Annotated in this window: 14 protein-coding genes and 1 pseudogene; 6 read left to right on the top strand and 9 right to left on the bottom strand. The window is 70.4% G+C overall.

Annotated elements, in window-relative coordinates; all coding sequences use genetic code 11:
- Positions 1 to 113: 113 nt before the first annotated feature.
- Entirely contained in the window at positions 114 to 1,400 is a 1,287-nt protein-coding gene (locus ACZ7L1_RS32715) for an LCP family protein (protein WP_471442376.1), read from the top strand.
- 19 nt (positions 1,401 to 1,419) lie between these two features.
- On the opposite strand, the gene ACZ7L1_RS32710 is transcribed toward ACZ7L1_RS32715, so the two are convergent.
- Together ACZ7L1_RS32710 and ACZ7L1_RS32705 are read right to left on the bottom strand one after the other, a co-directional pair.
- The gene (locus ACZ7L1_RS32710) at positions 1,420 to 2,217 is read right to left on the bottom strand and encodes an Fpg/Nei family DNA glycosylase (protein WP_471442374.1); all 798 of its coding nucleotides are present in this window, start codon (positions 2,215 to 2,217) and stop codon (positions 1,420 to 1,422) included.
- 215 nt (positions 2,218 to 2,432) lie between these two features.
- The gene (locus ACZ7L1_RS32705; RefSeq protein WP_389002901.1) at positions 2,433 to 3,590 is read right to left on the bottom strand and encodes an acyl-CoA dehydrogenase; all 1,158 of its coding nucleotides are present in this window, start codon (positions 3,588 to 3,590) and stop codon (positions 2,433 to 2,435) included.
- Positions 3,591 to 3,769: 179 nt separating this feature from the next.
- Here ACZ7L1_RS32705 and ACZ7L1_RS32700 point away from each other — a divergent pair, with 179 nt between their 5' ends.
- Positions 3,770 to 5,113 (top strand): UDP-glucose dehydrogenase family protein, encoded by a 1,344-nt coding sequence (locus ACZ7L1_RS32700; protein ID WP_471442372.1) that lies wholly within the window; start codon positions 3,770 to 3,772, stop codon positions 5,111 to 5,113.
- A 104-nt stretch (positions 5,114 to 5,217) separates the two neighbouring features.
- On the opposite strand, the gene ACZ7L1_RS32695 is transcribed toward ACZ7L1_RS32700, so the two are convergent.
- Positions 5,218 to 5,724 carry a CGNR zinc finger domain-containing protein gene (locus ACZ7L1_RS32695; RefSeq protein WP_471442370.1) on the bottom strand — a complete coding sequence of 169 codons (507 nt, stop codon included), beginning with the start codon at positions 5,722 to 5,724 and terminating at the stop codon, positions 5,218 to 5,220.
- Positions 5,725 to 5,904: 180 nt separating this feature from the next.
- On the opposite strand from ACZ7L1_RS32695, the gene ACZ7L1_RS32690 reads away from it, so the two are divergent.
- Together ACZ7L1_RS32690 and ACZ7L1_RS32685 are read left to right on the top strand one after the other, a co-directional pair.
- The gene (locus ACZ7L1_RS32690; RefSeq protein WP_389002910.1) at positions 5,905 to 6,264 is read left to right on the top strand and encodes a VOC family protein; all 360 of its coding nucleotides are present in this window, start codon (positions 5,905 to 5,907) and stop codon (positions 6,262 to 6,264) included.
- An 18-nt stretch (positions 6,265 to 6,282) separates the two neighbouring features.
- Positions 6,283 to 6,675 (top strand): VOC family protein, encoded by a 393-nt coding sequence (locus tag ACZ7L1_RS32685; RefSeq protein WP_200423575.1) that lies wholly within the window; start codon positions 6,283 to 6,285, stop codon positions 6,673 to 6,675.
- Between the two features lie 148 nt (positions 6,676 to 6,823).
- On the opposite strand, the gene ACZ7L1_RS32680 is transcribed toward ACZ7L1_RS32685, so the two are convergent.
- Genes ACZ7L1_RS32680 through ACZ7L1_RS32670 form a run of 3 tightly spaced genes read right to left on the bottom strand, consistent with a single transcriptional unit; the run spans position 6,824 to position 9,679 of the window.
- Complete coding sequence (locus ACZ7L1_RS32680; protein WP_471442368.1) at positions 6,824 to 8,008, bottom strand: dipeptidase; 1,185 nt, start codon at positions 8,006 to 8,008, stop codon at positions 6,824 to 6,826.
- A gap of 4 nt (positions 8,009 to 8,012) precedes the next feature.
- The gene (gene purE, locus ACZ7L1_RS32675) at positions 8,013 to 8,543 is read right to left on the bottom strand and encodes a 5-(carboxyamino)imidazole ribonucleotide mutase (RefSeq protein ID WP_471442366.1); all 531 of its coding nucleotides are present in this window, start codon (positions 8,541 to 8,543) and stop codon (positions 8,013 to 8,015) included.
- Entirely contained in the window at positions 8,540 to 9,679 is a 1,140-nt protein-coding gene (locus tag ACZ7L1_RS32670; RefSeq protein ID WP_471442364.1) for a 5-(carboxyamino)imidazole ribonucleotide synthase, read from the bottom strand. Before ACZ7L1_RS32670 ends, purE begins: the two co-directional genes overlap by 4 nt.
- 311 nt (positions 9,680 to 9,990) lie before the next feature.
- Between ACZ7L1_RS32670 and ACZ7L1_RS32665 the strand changes: the two genes are divergently transcribed.
- Positions 9,991 to 10,530 (top strand): GtrA family protein, encoded by a 540-nt coding sequence (locus ACZ7L1_RS32665; protein WP_471442423.1) that lies wholly within the window; start codon positions 9,991 to 9,993, stop codon positions 10,528 to 10,530.
- 159 nt (positions 10,531 to 10,689) lie between these two features.
- Here the strand turns inward: ACZ7L1_RS32665 and ACZ7L1_RS32660 are convergent, their stop codons facing one another.
- Positions 10,690 to 11,967 (bottom strand): ATP-binding protein, encoded by a 1,278-nt coding sequence (locus tag ACZ7L1_RS32660; protein ID WP_471442362.1) that lies wholly within the window; start codon positions 11,965 to 11,967, stop codon positions 10,690 to 10,692.
- A gap of 207 nt (positions 11,968 to 12,174) precedes the next feature.
- Positions 12,175 to 12,852: a response regulator transcription factor gene (locus ACZ7L1_RS32655; protein WP_263230290.1), complete on the bottom strand. Its 678-nt coding sequence runs from the start codon at positions 12,850 to 12,852 to the stop codon at positions 12,175 to 12,177.
- A 522-nt stretch (positions 12,853 to 13,374) separates the two neighbouring features.
- Between ACZ7L1_RS32655 and ACZ7L1_RS32650 the strand changes: the two genes are divergently transcribed.
- Positions 13,375 to 14,871 carry an oligopeptide:H+ symporter gene (locus ACZ7L1_RS32650; protein ID WP_471442360.1) on the top strand — a complete coding sequence of 499 codons (1,497 nt, stop codon included), beginning with the start codon at positions 13,375 to 13,377 and terminating at the stop codon, positions 14,869 to 14,871.
- A gap of 70 nt (positions 14,872 to 14,941) precedes the next feature.
- Here ACZ7L1_RS32650 and ACZ7L1_RS32645 read toward each other — a convergent pair.
- A pseudogene (locus ACZ7L1_RS32645) lies at positions 14,942 to 15,925 on the bottom strand (hypothetical protein); the annotation flags it as partial.
- Position 15,926 lies beyond the last annotated feature (1 nt).

The raw sequence follows: 15,926 nt of genomic DNA, 5'->3' as shown, positions 1-15,926 counted from the left end.
CACCTTATGCCGCGCCACGATCCGGAGACTTTGTGTCGGCTTCGCAACAGCCCTGACCCTGTTTTTCCTCGGCTCTTGTACGGCCCACAGCCCGACCCTGCACACTGGGGCGCATGAACAATTGGCCCGAGGGATGGTCCGACGACAGCCGCGGCAACCGCTACGGACGCGGCAGCACCAGCGCTCAGCCCGAGGGCGCGCGCGTGATGCGGCAGGTCCGGCGTACGCCCGGCGCACCGGGCGGCCCCCAGGCCGCGCCGCCGTACGGCGGGGTGCCGCAGCAACCGACGTACGACGACCAGGGGTACGGCGGCTACGACAACGGCTATGAGAGCGGTTACAACACCGGCCAGGTCTACGGCGGCCCGGCCGGCAGACCCCACGGACCGGGCGGCGGCGGACCCGGCGGGGCGCGCACCGCGCCCAACTGGCGCCGCCGGATCAAGTGGACCACGATCACGCTGGTCACCGCCTTGGCGGTGACCTCGGTCGCCACCTACTTCTGGGCCGACTCCAAACTCCACCGCGACGTCGACCTCTCCAAGGTCATCGACCGGCCCGCGGCGGGCAAGGGCACCAACTACCTGATCGTCGGCTCCGACAGCCGCGCCGGCATGTCGGACGCGGACAAGAAGAAGCTGCACACCGGGTCCGCCGAGGGCAAGCGCACGGACACCATGATGATCCTGCACGTCGGCGACAACGGCGACACACTGATCTCGCTGCCGCGCGACTCGGACGTGCAGATACCCACGTACAAGGGGTCCACGTCCGGCAAGGTCTACCAGGGCACCGGACGCCATGTGAAGCTGAACGCGGCCTACGCGGAGGACGGCCCGGAGCTGCTGGTCCGCACGGTCGAGTACAACACCGGCCTGCGCATCGACCACTACGCGGAGATCGGCTTCGGCGGCTTCGCGAACATCGTGGACGCGGTCGGCGGTGTCACGATCACGATCGACAAGGGCTTCAAGGACAAGTACTCGGGCGCCGACTTCAAGGCGGGCACCCAGCAACTGAACGGCGAGCAGGCCCTCGCCTTCGTCCGCACCCGGCACGCCTTCGCACAGAGCGACCTGCAGCGCACCAAGAACCAGCAGAAGTTCCTGGCGGCGCTCGCCCACCAGGTCGCAACCCCGTCGACGGTCCTGAACCCGTTCAAGCTCTACCCGACGATGGGCGCCGGCCTGGACGCGCTGACCGTGGACAAGGACATGTCCCTGTGGGACCTGGCCTCCATGTTCTGGGCGATGAAGGGCGTCAACGGCGGCGACGGCAAGTCCATGAACATGCCGATCTCCGGCTCGAGCGGCGGCAACCTGCTGTGGGACAAGGCGAAGGTCAAGACACTGGTCGACGAGCTGAAGAACGACCAGGCGGTGACGGTCTCCGGCAACTAGTGCCACCGCGACGACCCCGTCACGGTGGCGTCCCGTCCGGCTGGCACCGCGGGCACCACACCGTGCCGCGACCGGCGACGCGGGACCGGCGCAGGATGTCACCGCAGCGCGGGCAGGCCGGGAGGGGGTCGTCGCGGTGGCCGGTGAGCCAGGAGTCGCGCGGCGGCACGCAGCCGGCGGTGACCGCCGAGCGCAGGGTGCGGCGCATGTGCGTGTACAGGCGCCGGAGTTCGGCCTGGGTGAGGTCGCTCGCCCGGCGGGTGGGACGAACCCCGGCGCGCCACAGGATCTCGTCGGCGAGCAGATTGCCCAGTCCGGCCAGGACGGACTGGTCCATGAGGACGCTCTTGACACGGGCGCCGCGGGAAGAGAGCGCGGCCTCGAACTCCCTGCCGTCCACCGCCAGGGCGTCGGGTCCCTGGCGTCCGAGCAGCCGGGCGATGGCGCAGTCGTCGTCGGCCAGCCAGAGCCCCTGAAGCTTGCGCTGGTCGCGGTAGCGGAGCTGCCGGTCGCCGCCCACCGTGAACAGGACACGATCGTGGGCCTCGACCGCGTTGTCGGGACGACCGCAGACCAGCCGGCCCGTCATGCCGAAGTGCAGCAGGAGCGTCGGGCCGCCGCCGGTGCCGGCGAGCAGCCACTTCCCGTGCCGCTTCGGCTCGGTGAACCGGCGGCCCTCCAGCGCGTCGCGCAGCCGCCGCACGCTCACCCCGCGCAGGACGCCCGCGTCGCGCACGTCGACGCGTCGGATGACCCTGCCCTGCGCGCAGGATTCGAGCACCTTCCGGAATCCCTCGACGTCTGGCAGCTCAGGCATGGGGTACGCCCTTCAGCCGGCCGATGCCCGGCGCTCCGGGGACGGCGGTCGATGCGGTGCCGCCCCTTCGCCGGCGTCTCATTCATTCCCCGTGGAGGCCATCCGGTCCCCACCGGCCATCTGTACGCCACCCGGCCCCTACGGCCCCATGCGAACGGCCCCCGGCGCGATGCCGGGGGCCGAGGAGGTGTCTGCGCAGGCGGAATGGGCTCCTGCTAGGGAAGGTTCCTCGCCATCACGATCCGCTGGACCTGGTTCGTGCCTTCGTAAATCTGGGTGATCTTCGCGTCGCGCATCATGCGCTCGACCGGGTAGTCGCGGGTGTAGCCGTAGCCGCCGAGCAACTGGACGGCGTCCGTGGTGACCTCCATGGCCACGTCCGAGGCGAAGCACTTGGCGGCGGCGCCCTGGAAGGTGAGGTCGGAGTCACCGCGCTCGGACTTGGCGGCGGCCGCGTACGTCAGCTGGCGGGCGGCCTCGATCTTCATCGCCATGTCGGCGAGCATGAACTGGATGCCCTGGAAGTCGGCGATCGGCTTGCCGAACTGCTTGCGCTCCTTGACGTAGTTCTTGGCGTAGTCGAAAGCGCCCTGCGCGACACCGAGGGCCTGGGCGGCGATGGTGATGCGGGTGTGGTCGAGGGTCTTCATCGCCGTGGCGAAGCCGGTGCCCTCCTCGCCGATCATGCGGTCGGCGGGGATGCGGACGTTGTCGAAGTAGACCTCGCGGGTGGGTGAGCCCTTGATGCCGAGCTTCTTCTCCGGGGCGCCGAAGGACACGCCCGGGTCCGACTTCTCGACGACGAAGGCGGATATGCCCTTGGAGCGCTTCTCGGGGTCGGTCACCGCCATGACCGTGTAGTACTCGGAGACGCCTGCGTTGGTGATCCAGCGCTTGACGCCGTTGAGGACCCAGTGGTCGCCGTCGCGGACCGCGCGCGTCTTCATGCCGGCCGCGTCGGAGCCCGCCTCGGGCTCGGAGAGGCAGTAGGAGAACATCGCGTCGCCCTTGGCCAGCGGCGCCAGGTACTTCTTCTTCAGCTCCTCGGAGCCGGAGAGGATCACCGGCAGTGAGCCGAGCTTGTTCACGGCCGGGATGAGGGAGGAGGACACGCAGACACGGGCCACCTCCTCGATCACGATGACGGTGGCGAGCGCGTCCGCGCCGGCGCCGCCGTACTCCTCCGGTACGTGCACCGCGTGCAGGTCGTTCGCGACGAGGGCCTCCAGCGCCTCCTGCGGGAAGCGGGCCTCCTCGTCCACCGCGGCGGCGTAGGGCGCGATCTTCGCCTCGGCCAGCGAGCGGATGGCGTCGCGGAGCATGTCGTGCTCCTCGGACGGGCGGTACAGGTCGAAGTCAGCCGATCCGGCCAAGGTCTCTCACGCTCCAGGAAGACGCAGTGCGCTGACGCTAATTACCGTTAAGTAACTCGAATTTTAGGGGGCCGCCCACGGGACGGGTACGTGAGCTTGGCGACAGCTGGGAAATTGCCCACGAAGGCACCCGGCTATGCTCGGGCACCGGTCACCGCCCTACCCGTTCTGGAGCACCCATGAGCCTCAAGATCACCGTGATCGGCACCGGCTATCTCGGCGCGACACACGCCGCGGCCATGGCCGAGCTGGGGTTCGAGGTGCTGGGGCTGGACGTCGTGCCCGAGAAGATCGAGACGCTGCAGCGGGGCGAGGTCCCGATGTACGAGCCCGGGCTCGAGGAGTTGCTGCGCAAGCACGTCGCGGGCATCGAGGGATCCAGCGGGCGGCTGCGCTTCACGATGGACTGGGCCGAGCTGGCCGATTTCGGGGACGTCCACTTCCTGTGTGTGAACACGCCGCAGAAGCACGGCGAGTACGCCTGCGACATGTCGTACGTCGACGCCGCGATCGCCTCCCTCGCGCCGCATCTGAAGGGCCCCGCGCTCGTCGTCGGCAAGTCGACCGTGCCCGTGGGCTCCGCGGACCGCCTCGCCACGTACCTCGCCGAGCACGCGCCCGCAGGCGGGGACGCCGAACTGGCCTGGAACCCGGAGTTCCTGCGCGAGGGCTTCGCCGTCAAGGACACGCTGCACCCGGACCGGATCGTGGTCGGTGTGCGCAGCGAGCGCGCCGAGAAGCTGCTGCGCGAGGTGTACGCGACGCCGATCGCCGAGGGCTCGCCGTTCGTGGTGACCGACTTCCCGACCGCCGAGCTGGTGAAGGCCTCCGCGAACTCCTTCCTCGCCACCAAGATCTCCTTCATCAACGCGATGGCGGAGGTGTGCGAGGCCGCGGGCGGCGACGTGGTCAGGCTGGCGGAGGCCATCGGGTACGACGACCGGATCGGCAAGAAGTTCCTGCGGGCGGGGATCGGCTTCGGCGGCGGCTGTCTGCCGAAGGACATCCGGGCCTTCATGGCGCGCGCCGGCGAGCTGGGCGCCGACCAGGCGCTGACCTTCCTGCGCGAGATCGACTCCATCAACATGCGCCGGCGCGGCCAGATGGTGGAGATGGCGCGGGAGGCGCTGGGCGGCGGTTCGTTCCTCGGCAAGCGGGTCGCGGTGCTCGGCGCCACCTTCAAGCCGGACTCCGACGACGTCCGTGACTCGCCCGCGCTGAACGTCGCGGGGCAGATCCACCTGCAGGGCGGCCAGGTCACGGTCTACGACCCCAAGGGCATGGACAACGCCCGGCGGCTCTTCCCGACGCTCGGCTACGCCGACTCCGCGCTGGAGGCGGTCCGGGGCGCCGACGTCGTCCTGCACCTCACCGAGTGGCGTGAGTTCCGCGAGCTGGACCCGGCGGAGCTGGGCGAGGCGGTGGCCTCCCGCATCGTCCTCGACGGCCGCAACGCGCTCGACCCGGAGGTCTGGCGCCGGGCCGGGTGGACGTTCCGGGCGATGGGCCGCCCCACCGCATAGACGTACGGGTGACGCCGGTCCGGCCGAGGCTCAGTCGGCCGGACCGGCGTCCTGTTGCATTCTGCACCACCGGGTCACCGTCCGACCGGCGAACTCCCTGTGGATCACGCCTCTTTCGCCCGGTACCGCCGCATCTTCGCGCGCGCCCCGCACACCGCCATCGAGCACCAACGGCCGCGCCCGGCCGGACTGCGGTCGTAGTACGCCCAGTGGCACGTCACGGCCTCACAGGCCTTCAGACGGTCCCAGGTGCCCGCTGTCAGCGCCTCGCCGACCGCGGCCGCCACACGCGCGTGCAGGGAGCCCTCGTCGGTGGGGGTCAGGCGGGCCGAGCCGTCCCGCTCGTCGACGGCCACATAGAGCGGGGCCTGCGCCAGCAGGCGGGTCAGGGGGGTCACCTCGCGGTGCGGCGGGTGGCCAGCGTGGGCGAGCAGCGCGGCCCGCAACGACTCGCGCAGTTCGCGGGCGCGCGGCAGTTCGTCCTCGGTGAGAGCGAAACGGGCCCGGCCCTCCACGGTGTCCAGCGAGTCGTTGCCCGACTCGATGTCCAGCGTGTTCACCAGGGCCTGGACGAGTTCCAGTCCGCCGGGAGCGGGCGATCTCTCACTCATGCCCGCGACGTTACCTCCAGCAGCCGCTGATGCGGTAACCGGGGCCGACCGGCGTGTACCTCTTGCGCTGTCACCTCATGACCGGGAGCATGAGCACACAGTGACTGTTACCGGTTGATGACTTCTTTCGGTAACAGGGAACAGAGTTCCATCGGTAACCGCGATCTGGAGGAGGAAGTCATGGCTCTCGCCAAGCTCGGCCCCGTCGTCCTGGACTGCCCGGACCCGGGCGCGCTCGCCGCCTTCTACGCCGAGGTGCTCGGCGGCAGCGTCGAGGGCGAGGGGGACTGGGTGGACCTGCGGGTGCCCGGCGGGCAGGCGCTGGCCTTCCAGGCGGCGCCCGGATTCGTACCGCCGAAGTGGCCCGCGCCCGACCACTCCCAGCAGTTCCACCTGGACCTGGTGGTGGAGGACCTGGACGCGGCGGAGAAGGGGGTGCTGGAACTGGGCGCGAAGCCGCTCGACGCGGAGGACCGCTCGCGCACCTTCCGCGTTTACGCGGACCCGGCCGGGCACCCGTTCTGCCTCTGCGCCTGCTGACGCCGAAGGAGGCCCCTCATGCCCGCTGTGGCACGTTTCCGCAACGTGGTGATCGACTGCCCGGACCCGCGCGCGCTCGCCGAGTTCTACGCGCGCGTGGGCGGTGGCACACCCAAGGCCGAGGACGAGGAGTGGGTCGTCCTGCGGATCCCCGACGGGCCGCGGATCGGCTTCCAGCGGGTGGAGGGCTACACCCCGCCGGAATGGCCGCGCGCGGACCGCAATCCGCAGCAGTTCCACCTCGACTTCGACGCGGGTTCCACCTGGGAGGAGGTGGACGCGGCGCACGAGAAGGTGCTGGCGCTGGGTGCGCGGCCACTGGACGTGGAGGACCGGGAGAAGAAGGACTTCATGGTGTACGCCGACCCGGCGGGACACCCCTTCTGCCTGTGCCGGATCGAGCACGCCTGAACCCGCCGCTGTCCTGCCCGGCCCGAGCTGCCGACAGCGCGGGCCGGGGGCGGCAGCTCGGCTGCGGGCGCGACTCCCCGCAGGGCCGGGAGGACGGCGGCTCGGACCCGGTGGGGCGTACCGGACCGTCCCGCCCCGTCCCGGACGGTCAGCCGTCGAGATCCTCGATGGTCGCGTGGGACGGCGCGCGGCTGGTCTGCACGTCGCGCGCCACGTCCTCGGCCGCACCCAGCACCCGTACCGCGTTCTGCCAGGTCAGCTTGGCGAGGTCGGCCCTCGACCAGCCGCGGTCCAGCAGCTCCGCGATCAGGTTCGGGTAGCCGGAGACGTCGCCCAGGCCGTCCGGGGTGAAGGCGGTGCCGTCGTAGTCGCCGCCGATGCCGACGTGGTCGATGCCCGCCGCCTCGCGCATGTGGTCGAGGTGGTCGGCGACCGTGGCGACCGTGGCGACCGGGCGCGGGGTGCGCTCCTCGAAGGCGCGGTGGACCTTCATCGCCTCGGGGGTGGTGTCGAGGGGGTGCAGGCCGTGCGCGCGCATGTTGTCGTCCGCCGCGGCCGTCCAGTCGACGGCCGCCTGGAGGACGAACTTCGGCACGAACGTCACCATCGCCACGCCGCCGTTGGCGGGCAGGCGTTCGAGGACGTCGTCGGGGATGTTGCGCGGGTGGTCGCACACCGCGCGGGCGGAGGAGTGCGAGAAGATCACCGGGGCTTCGGTGGTGTCCAGCGCGTCGCGCATCGTGGTCGCCGCCACGTGCGAGAGGTCGACGAGCATGCCGAGGCGGTTCATCTCCCGGACCACCTCACGGCCGAAGTCCGAGAGGCCGCCGACGCCCGGTTCGTCCGTCGCGGAGTCCGCCCATGCCACGTTGTCGTTGTGGGTGAGGGTCATGTAGCGCACGCCGAGCCCGTACAGGCCGCGCAGCGTGCCGAGCGAGTTCGCGATGGAGTGGCCGCCCTCGGCGCCCATGAGGGAGGCGATCCGGCCGTCCTTGCGCGCACTCTCCATGTCGGCGGCGGTCAGTGCGGGAGCCAGGTCCGCCGGGTAGCGGGCGAGCAGCTGCCGTACGCAGTCGATCTGTTCCAGCGTCGCGGGCACCGGGTCGGGCAGGTCGCAGGGCACGTACACCGACCAGTACTGGGCGCCGACCCCGCCCTCGCGCAGCCGGGGCAGGTCGGTGTGCAGGCGGGCGTTCTGGTGCCGGGCGATGTCCAGGGTGTCCAGGTCGTAGCGGGCCTGCTTGCGCAGCGCCCAGGGCAGGTCGTTGTGCCCGTCGACGACCGGGAACTCCCGCAGCAGTTCCCGGGCGGACTGCAAGGACGGCGAGGTCATCGCGTCACTTCCCCGAGTTGAAGCCGAAGCCCGCCGCCGCTCCCTCGACCTTGGAGCGCAGGCGCTTGCCCTTCTCGGTGGCCTGGTCGTTGAGCTCCTGCTGGAACTCCCGCATCCTCTGCAGGAGTTCCTCGTCGTGCGCGGCGAGGATGCGCGCCGCGAGCAGCCCGGCGTTGCGGGCGCCGCCGACGGACACGGTGGCCACGGGGACACCGGCCGGCATCTGCACGATCGACAGCAGCGAGTCCATGCCGTCCAGGTACTTCAGCGGGACCGGCACGCCGATGACGGGCAGCGGGGTGACGGAGGCGAGCATGCCGGGCAGGTGCGCGGCACCGCCGGCGCCCGCGATGATCGCCTTCAGACCACGGTCCGCCGCCTGCTCGCCGTACGTGATCATCTCGCGCGGCATGCGGTGCGCGGAGACGACGTCGACCTCGTACGCGATCTCGAACTCGTCGAGGGCCTTGGCGGCGGCCTCCATGACGGGCCAGTCGGAGTCCGACCCCATGACGATGCCAACAACGGGGCTCATTCGGTGATCGTGCCTCTCAGGTAGCCGGCTGCGTGACGGGCGCGCTCCAGCACGTCGTCGAGGTCGTCGCCGTAGGTGTTGACGTGGCCCACCTTGCGGCCGGGCTTCACGTCCTTGCCATACATGTGGATCTTGAGCTGCGGATCACGCGCCATGCAGTGCAGGTACGCCGAGTACATGTCGGGGTAGTCGCCGCCCAGGACGTTCACCATGACCGTCCACTTGGCGCGCGGGCGCGGGTCGCCGAGCGGGAGGTCGAGGACGGCCCGCACATGGTTGGCGAACTGCGAGGTGATCGCGCCGTCCATCGACCAGTGGCCCGAGTTGTGCGGGCGCATCGCCAGCTCGTTGACCAGGATGCGGCCGTCACGGGTCTGGAACAGCTCCACGGCGAGGTGACCGACCACGCCGAGTTCCTTGGCGATGGTGAGCGCGAGCTGCTCGGCCTCGAGGGCCAGCTCGTCGTCCAGGTCGGGGGCCGGGGCTATCACCGTGTCGCAGACGCCGTTCACCTGCCGGGACTCCACGACCGGGTAGGCGACGGCCTGCCCGTGCGGCGACCGTACGACGTTGGCGGCCAGCTCCCGGACGAAGTCGACCTTCTCCTCGGCGAGGACGGGGACGCCGGCGCGGAAGGGGTCGGCGGCCTCCTCGACGGAGTCCACCACCCACACGCCCTTGCCGTCGTAGCCGCCGCGGACGGTCTTCAGGACGACGGGGAAACCATCGCCCTCGGCGGCGAACGCGGCGACGTCCTCGGGGTCGCTGACGATCCGGTGCCGCGGGCAGGGCGCACCGATGGCGTCGAGTTTGGCGCGCATCACACCCTTGTCCTGGGCGTGCACGAGCGCGTCCGGGCCGGGACGCACGGCGATGCCGTCCGCCTCCAGGGCCCGCAGGTGCTCGGTGGGCACGTGCTCGTGATCGAAGGTGATCACGTCACAGCCCTGCGCGAAGGCACGCAGCGTCTCCAGGTCGCGGTAGTCGCCGACGACGACGTCGCCGACGACCTGTGCCGCGGAGTCCTGAGGTGTGTCACTGAGGAGCTTGAACCTGATGCCGAGCGGGATGCCTGCCTCGTGGGTCATACGAGCGAGCTGGCCACCGCCGACCATGCCGACTACCGGGAATGTCACGCACCTAGGGTATCGGCCTGGCCAGTGAGGCCGGTTTCCGTCCCCGCGGAGGGCGTTTGGAGGGCCGTTTCCGAGGGACTTTCGAAGGGGTACGCGCATAAAAAACATGGGGGGTTACGGAACGGGGTCCAGGTGGCTTTCTTTCCGTCCTCATGTATGGTCCCCGGACGTCGTTCACCGGCGCTCGTTAGCATGGCCGGGTCGACGGGGCCGTTCGGCGCTCTCCGCCGAAGGCCCGCTGTCACCGAGTGGCACGAACGACACCAATGACGCGACCGAGTACGACCGACCCGACGGGGGCTGGCGACACCATGGGCAGTGGTTCCACAAGTCTGACGGACAGGCCCCAGGGCGCGGTGCGCCGGAAGTTCGACCGGATGCTGCGCGAGATCGCCAAGTTCGGCGCGGTCGGCGGGGCGGGTCTGCTGGTCAACCTCCTGGTGTTCAACCTCGTGCGGAATGTCACGGGGCTCCAGGTGGTCCGGGCGAGCATCATCGCCACGGTCGTCGCCATCGTCTTCAACTACATCGGCTTCCGCTACTTCACCTACCGGGACCGGGACAAGAGCGGGCGCACCCGCGAGATGACCCTGTTCCTGGTGTTCAGCGCGGCGGGACTGGTGATCGAGAACGGCGTGCTGTACCTGGCGACGTACGGGTTCGGCTGGGACAGCCCGCTGCAGAGCAACGTCTTCAAGTTCCTCGGCATCGGCCTCGGGACGCTGTTCCGCTTCTGGTCGTACCGCACCTGGGTGTTCCGGGCCATGCCGGCGGGGTCGGCGGTGGCGGGTGCCGAGTCGATACTCCAGGAGTCGGAGCAGCGCCGCCACGACGAGCACGCGAACCGCTGACCGGCGGCATCGCCCCGCCGACGCCTGAAACAGCAACTCGCCCGGCGTGGTGGGGCGAGGAACATCGCCCGGCGTCATGCGGTGAAGAACATCACCAAGCGTGATGCGGTGAAGTGAGCAAGTCCTGACCGACCGCTTCATCGGGACCCGCTCCCCGGCTCACCTCACGGTGGGCTCCGGTTCCTCCGGTTCGGCGGGCACCCTCAGCGGGGTCCGGGACAGGAACAGGCCGAAGACCGGGGGCTTGGCCTGGAGCATCTCCAGGCGGCCGCCGTCGGCCTCCGCGAGGTCACGCGCCACCGCCAGACCGATGCCCGTGGAGTTACGGCCGCTGATGGTGCGCTCGAAGATGCGGGAGCCCAGCTCCGGCGGCACCCCCGGCCCCTCGTCCGTGACCTCCACGACCGCCTGGTTGCCGGTGACCCGGGTGCGCAGGGCCACCGTGCCGCCCCCGTGCATGAGCGAGTTCTCGATCAGCGCCGCCAGCACCTGGGCGACCGCCCCCGGCGTCCCCACGGCCCGCAGGTGCCGTTTGCCGGAGCTGACGATCGCACGTCCCGCGCTGCGGTAGGCGGGCCGCCACTCGGCGAGCTGCTGCTGGATGACCTCGTCCAGGTCGAAGGAGACGGCGGAGCCGGTGCGCGGGTCACGGGCGTTCGTCAGCAGCCGCTCCACGACGTCGGTGAGCCGTTCCACCTGCGTCAGCGCGATCGTCGCCTCCTCCTTCACCGTGTCCGGGTCGTCTGTGAGCGTGATCTCCTCCAGCCGCATGGACAGCGCCGTCAGGGGCGTGCGCAGCTGGTGCGAGGCGTCGGCCGCCAGGCGCCGCTCGGCGGTCAGCATGCGGGCGATCCGCTCGGCGGAGGAGTCGAGGACGTCGGCGACCCGGTCCAGCTCCGGGACGCCGTACCGCTTGTGGCGCGGCCGCGGGTCACCGGAGCCGAGGCGCTCGGCGGTCTCGGCGAGGTCGGTGAGCGGGGAGGCGAGGCGGTTGGCCTGGCGCACCGCGAGCAGCACCGCGGCGATGATCGCGAGCAGCGCCACCAGGGCGATGATCAGCAGCGTACGGCCGACTTCGCGGGTGACGGCGGAGCGGGGCTCCTCGACGCGGACCGTCTCCCCCTCCTCGCCCTTGGTCGTGGAGTGGATGACGTCACCGGTGGGCTGGTCGCCGACCCGGATGGTGGGCTGGCCGGGGATGTCGATCACCGCGTACCTGTCGCCGGTGACCTGGTCCTTGAAGACCGCGGCGCTGACCTTCTCGTCGCCGAGGATCCGGCTGTCCACGATGCTGGCCAGCCGCAGCGCCTCGGAGTCGACGCGCTCCTGGGCGCTGTTGCTGATCGTCCGGGTCTCGACGATCACGAGGGAGACGCCGAAGACCGCGATCACCACGAGGACGACGGCGAGGGTGGACTGGATGAGACGACGACGCACGGGGCCCTCCGGGCGGTGGCTTTACGACGACCAGTGTGCCCCGGGCACGTCTGGGCCATGGGGTGGGGCCGCGCCCTGAAGGGGTGCGGGAACTGCGCGACCAGCCACAGGAGACCCGCGGCCGCGGACGCACACCAGCCACAACGGCGTGACGCCCTGTGGCCACCCCGAACCACACCGGATCCCGGCGGAGCCCAGCGGCAGCGCCTAGTTCTTCTCGAACCGGAAGCCCACGCCCCGTACCGTCGCGATGTACCGCGGGTTCGCCGCGTCGTCGCCCAGCTTCTTGCGGAGCCAGGAGATGTGCATGTCCAGGGTCTTCGTGGACGACCACCACGTCGTGTCCCAGACCTCGCGCATCAGCTGGTCGCGCGTGACGACCCGGCCCGCGTCCCGGACCAGGACCCGGAGCAGGTCGAACTCCTTCGCGGTGAGCTGCAGCTCCTCGTCGCCCATCCACGCCCGGTGCGACTCCACGTCGATGCGCACGCCGTGCGTGGCGGGCGGCTGCGCGGGCTCGGTGGCGCCGCGCCGCAGCAGGGCGCGGACCCGGGCGAGCAGTTCGGCGAGCCGGAACGGCTTGGTGACGTAGTCGTCGGCGCCAGCGTCGAGACCGACGACGGTGTCCACCTCGTCGGCCCGTGCGGTCAGGATGAGGATCGGGACGGTGTGGCCGTCGGCGCGCAGCCGGCGGGCCACCTCCAGACCGTCCATGCCGGGCAGCCCGAGGTCCAGCACGACCAGGTCGACGCCGCCCTGCATTCCGGCGTCGAGCGCGGTGGGTCCGTCCTCGCGCACCTCGACCTCGTAACCCTCCCGGCGCAGGGCACGGGCCAGCGGCTCCGAGATGGACGCGTCGTCCTCGGCGAGCAGTACACGGGTCATGGGGTGATGGTAGTCCGCCCAGGACAAGAGCAAAGGTGTGATGGCGGCCGGCAACTCTTACCTGGACCTGGGACGATGCGGCGGCGCCGCCGTTCGTGACGCTCCGTGGTCACGCCTCCACCTCTTGGGGGCCATTTGGGCGTAGACCTTCGAATAGGTGACCATAGTTCCTTAACTACCTGTGATCCGTGTCTCAAGTCCTTCCATATCCAGCTGTGCCGTGCCGTATGGTGAAGAGAACGCCTGTAGCACCAGCAGGGACCTTTGGCGGTAGCTCGACGCTGAAGGTCTCTTTTATGTGCGGGCTGGCCTCCTCCCAGCCCTGAAGGAATGACCTGTGGCCGGGCCTTGAGCGCTCAACGCGCGTAGAGGCGTGGATCCCGGTGGTCGTCGTCCATCGCTCCGTGATCCGGGGCGTACACCCCGTGGGCGTGGGGCGGACGTCCGATCCCGCCGGTGCCGGCCGTCCCCCCACGGGCGCGTGACGCTCGTGCAGCGCGTCCCGACCAGCAAGGAACGACCATGGCGTCCAGCCTGACGAAGGACTCGGTCCGCCCGGGCACCCCCGGATCCGAGAAGACCTTCTTCGGCCACCCCCGCGGACTGGCCACCCTCTTCATGACGGAGATGTGGGAGCGGTTCTCCTACTACGGCATGAAGGCCCTCCTCCCGCTGTACCTGGTGGCACCGGGCGGCCTGCACATGAGCGCGGCCACCGCGACCGCGATCTACTCGGTGTACCTGTCCCTCGTGTACCTGCTCGCCCTGCCGGGCGGCTGGTTCGCCGACCGCGTCCTCGGCCCCCGCAAGACGGTCGCCGTGGCGGGCTTCGTCATCATGCTGGGCCACCTCACGCTCGCCCTGCCCACCGCCGGTACGTTCTTCGCCGGTCTCGGCCTCGTCGCGATCGGTTCGGGCCTGCTGAAGGCGAACATCTCCACGATGGTCGGCCACCTCTACGAGGGCCCGGACGACCCGCGCCGCGACGGTGGCTTCACCCTCTTCTACATCGGCATCAACCTCGGCGCCTTCGCCGCGCCGCTGGTCATCGGCACCGTCGGCCAGAACGTCAACTGGCACCTGGGCTTCGCGCTCGCCGCGCTCGGTATGGCGCTCGGCCTCGGCCAGTTCCTGCTGGGCGGCCGTCACCTCAGCTCCCACTCGCAGGTCGTCCCGACCCCGCTGACGGCCGAGCAGAAGAAGGCCACGCTGACCAAGGCCGCCCTGTGGGCGGGCGTCGCGGTCGTCTTCTACGCGATCGTCGGTTTCTCCGGCGTCTACACGCTGAACTGGCTGCTGGTCCCGATCACTCTGGCCGGCCTCATCATCCCGATCCTGGTCATCGCCCGCATCAAGCGGGACAAGGACCTCGACCGCACCGAGCAGTCGAAGATGACGGCGTACATCTGGTTCTTCGTCGCCGCGGCCGTGTTCTGGATGATCTACGACCAGGGCGGCTCGACGGTCTCGCTGTTCGCCGACTCCTCGGCGAAGAACACGATCTTCGGCTGGAACTTCCCGGTCTCCTGGTACCAGTCGGTCAACCCGGTCATGATCATGGCGCTGGCCCCGGTCTTCGCCTGGGCGTGGCTGGCGCTGGCCCGGCGCGGCAAGGAGCCGAGCACCGCGGTGAAGTTCGCGATGGGCCTGGTCCTGATCGGCGCGTCCTTCTTCCTCTTCCTCGCCCCGCTGGGGATCGCCGACGGCGGTCACAAGGCGGCCGCGATGTGGCTGGTGGCGATCTACTTCGTGCAGACCATCGGTGAGCTGACGCTGTCCCCGGTGGGTCTGTCGGTCACCACCAAGATGGCGCCGGCGAAGTACGCCTCCCAGATGATGGGTGTCTGGTTCCTGGCCGTCACCGCCGGTGACGCCACGACCGGTCTGCTGTCCATCGCGGGCGTCGACCTGAACAAGGCGGGCATCGTGGCCCTGCAGGCCGCGCTCGCCGTGGTGGCCGGTCTTGCGGTCTGGATGTACCGCAGCAAGGTCAAGGAGCTCATGGGCGACGTGCACTGACGTCTGTCCCAAGCTCTCGGAGGGCCGCCGCACCCACCCGGATGCGGCGGCCCTTCGCCGTTCCCCCGGGTCAGCGGACGCGGCGGGGCAGGAACGTGAAGACCGCGCCGCCCAGCAGGATCGCCGTTCCCGCCACCAGACCAAGGGCCTTGAGGGTGCCGTGGTCGTCCGTGCCCGTCTGGGCCAGGCCGCCGCCTGTCGTACCCCCGGCCGTCGTGCCGCCGTCTGTCCTACCCCCGGCCGTCGTGCCGCCGCCCGCGGTCCCGCCGCCCGTCGTACCGCCCGACGACGTGCCTCCGGACGTCCTCGCCCGGCTGCTGCTCGGTGTCCAGCGTCAGCGACACCTCCGTCTTCGTCGGTGTGCACGTGGTGGTGGTGCCGAGGGCCTTGATGGTCAGCACGCCCGGCGACAGCGTCGAATCCCCGCCGGCGCCCGGTTTGTAGGTTCCCGTCAGGTCCGGGACACCGATCGGATCACCCGACTTGATGTCCTGCGCGTTCGCCGGGCCCTCGACATGGACCGTGCCCTTGTCCGCGCCGCCCACCACGACCTCCATCGACGGTTTCACCGAGCCTTCGGGGATGTCGGCCGGGCTGTTCATCACCGACTTCTTGAACCGCACGGTGAGATCGAAGCTCCCGCCCGCCTTCTTCGCGTCGATCTGCACCGGCGACGTGGCGCTCTTGTCGCCGATGGGCGTCCTGCAGGCGTACGGGACCTGGACCTCCTTGCCCGTGAAGTCCGTCTGCCCCCACCGTCGCCGCCGGTCGCGCTCGCCGTCGGGGACGTCGCGGAGGAGGTGGCCGTCGGGGACGTCACGGTGGGGGACGCGGTAGGCAGGCCCGGCGGCGGGTCGGTCGGGAGGAGCGTCGTCGGCACCACCGTCGGCAGCCCGCCCGTCGTACCGCCCGCTCCCCCGCTCCCGCCGGTCACCTTGATGGTCGCCGCCGGTCCCACCGTCTCCTTCGGGGTGCACTTGGTGTCCGTGGAGATCGGCTTGTCGACGTTGATGGTGTACGCGTCCGGGGTCAGCGTCACCTGGCCCGCCGCCGTT

It is taken from the genome of Streptomyces sp. NPDC107546, assembly GCF_055639175.1.
The sequence above is the reverse complement of the archived record's forward strand: the minus strand, read 5'-3'. Positions and strand labels throughout refer to the sequence as shown.

Bases quoted from the DNA above. Each gene is read 5' to 3' on its own strand.
- ACZ7L1_RS32715 (WP_471442376.1), top strand. From the start codon at position 114: ATGAACAATTGGCCCGAGGGATGGTCCGACGACAGCCGCGGCAACCGC.
- ACZ7L1_RS32710 (WP_471442374.1), bottom strand. From the start codon at position 2,217: ATGCCTGAGCTGCCAGACGTCGAGGGATTCCGGAAGGTGCTCGAATCC.
- ACZ7L1_RS32700 (WP_471442372.1), top strand. From the start codon at position 3,770: ATGAGCCTCAAGATCACCGTGATCGGCACCGGCTATCTCGGCGCGACA.
- ACZ7L1_RS32695 (WP_471442370.1), bottom strand. From the start codon at position 5,724: ATGAGTGAGAGATCGCCCGCTCCCGGCGGACTGGAACTCGTCCAGGCC.
- ACZ7L1_RS32690 (WP_389002910.1), top strand. From the start codon at position 5,905: ATGGCTCTCGCCAAGCTCGGCCCCGTCGTCCTGGACTGCCCGGACCCG.
- ACZ7L1_RS32685 (WP_200423575.1), top strand. From the start codon at position 6,283: ATGCCCGCTGTGGCACGTTTCCGCAACGTGGTGATCGACTGCCCGGAC.
- ACZ7L1_RS32680 (WP_471442368.1), bottom strand. From the start codon at position 8,008: ATGACCTCGCCGTCCTTGCAGTCCGCCCGGGAACTGCTGCGGGAGTTC.
- purE (WP_471442366.1), bottom strand. From the start codon at position 8,543: ATGAGCCCCGTTGTTGGCATCGTCATGGGGTCGGACTCCGACTGGCCC.
- ACZ7L1_RS32665 (WP_471442423.1), top strand. From the start codon at position 9,991: ATGGGCAGTGGTTCCACAAGTCTGACGGACAGGCCCCAGGGCGCGGTG.
- ACZ7L1_RS32655 (WP_263230290.1), bottom strand. From the start codon at position 12,852: ATGACCCGTGTACTGCTCGCCGAGGACGACGCGTCCATCTCGGAGCCG.
- ACZ7L1_RS32650 (WP_471442360.1), top strand. From the start codon at position 13,375: ATGGCGTCCAGCCTGACGAAGGACTCGGTCCGCCCGGGCACCCCCGGA.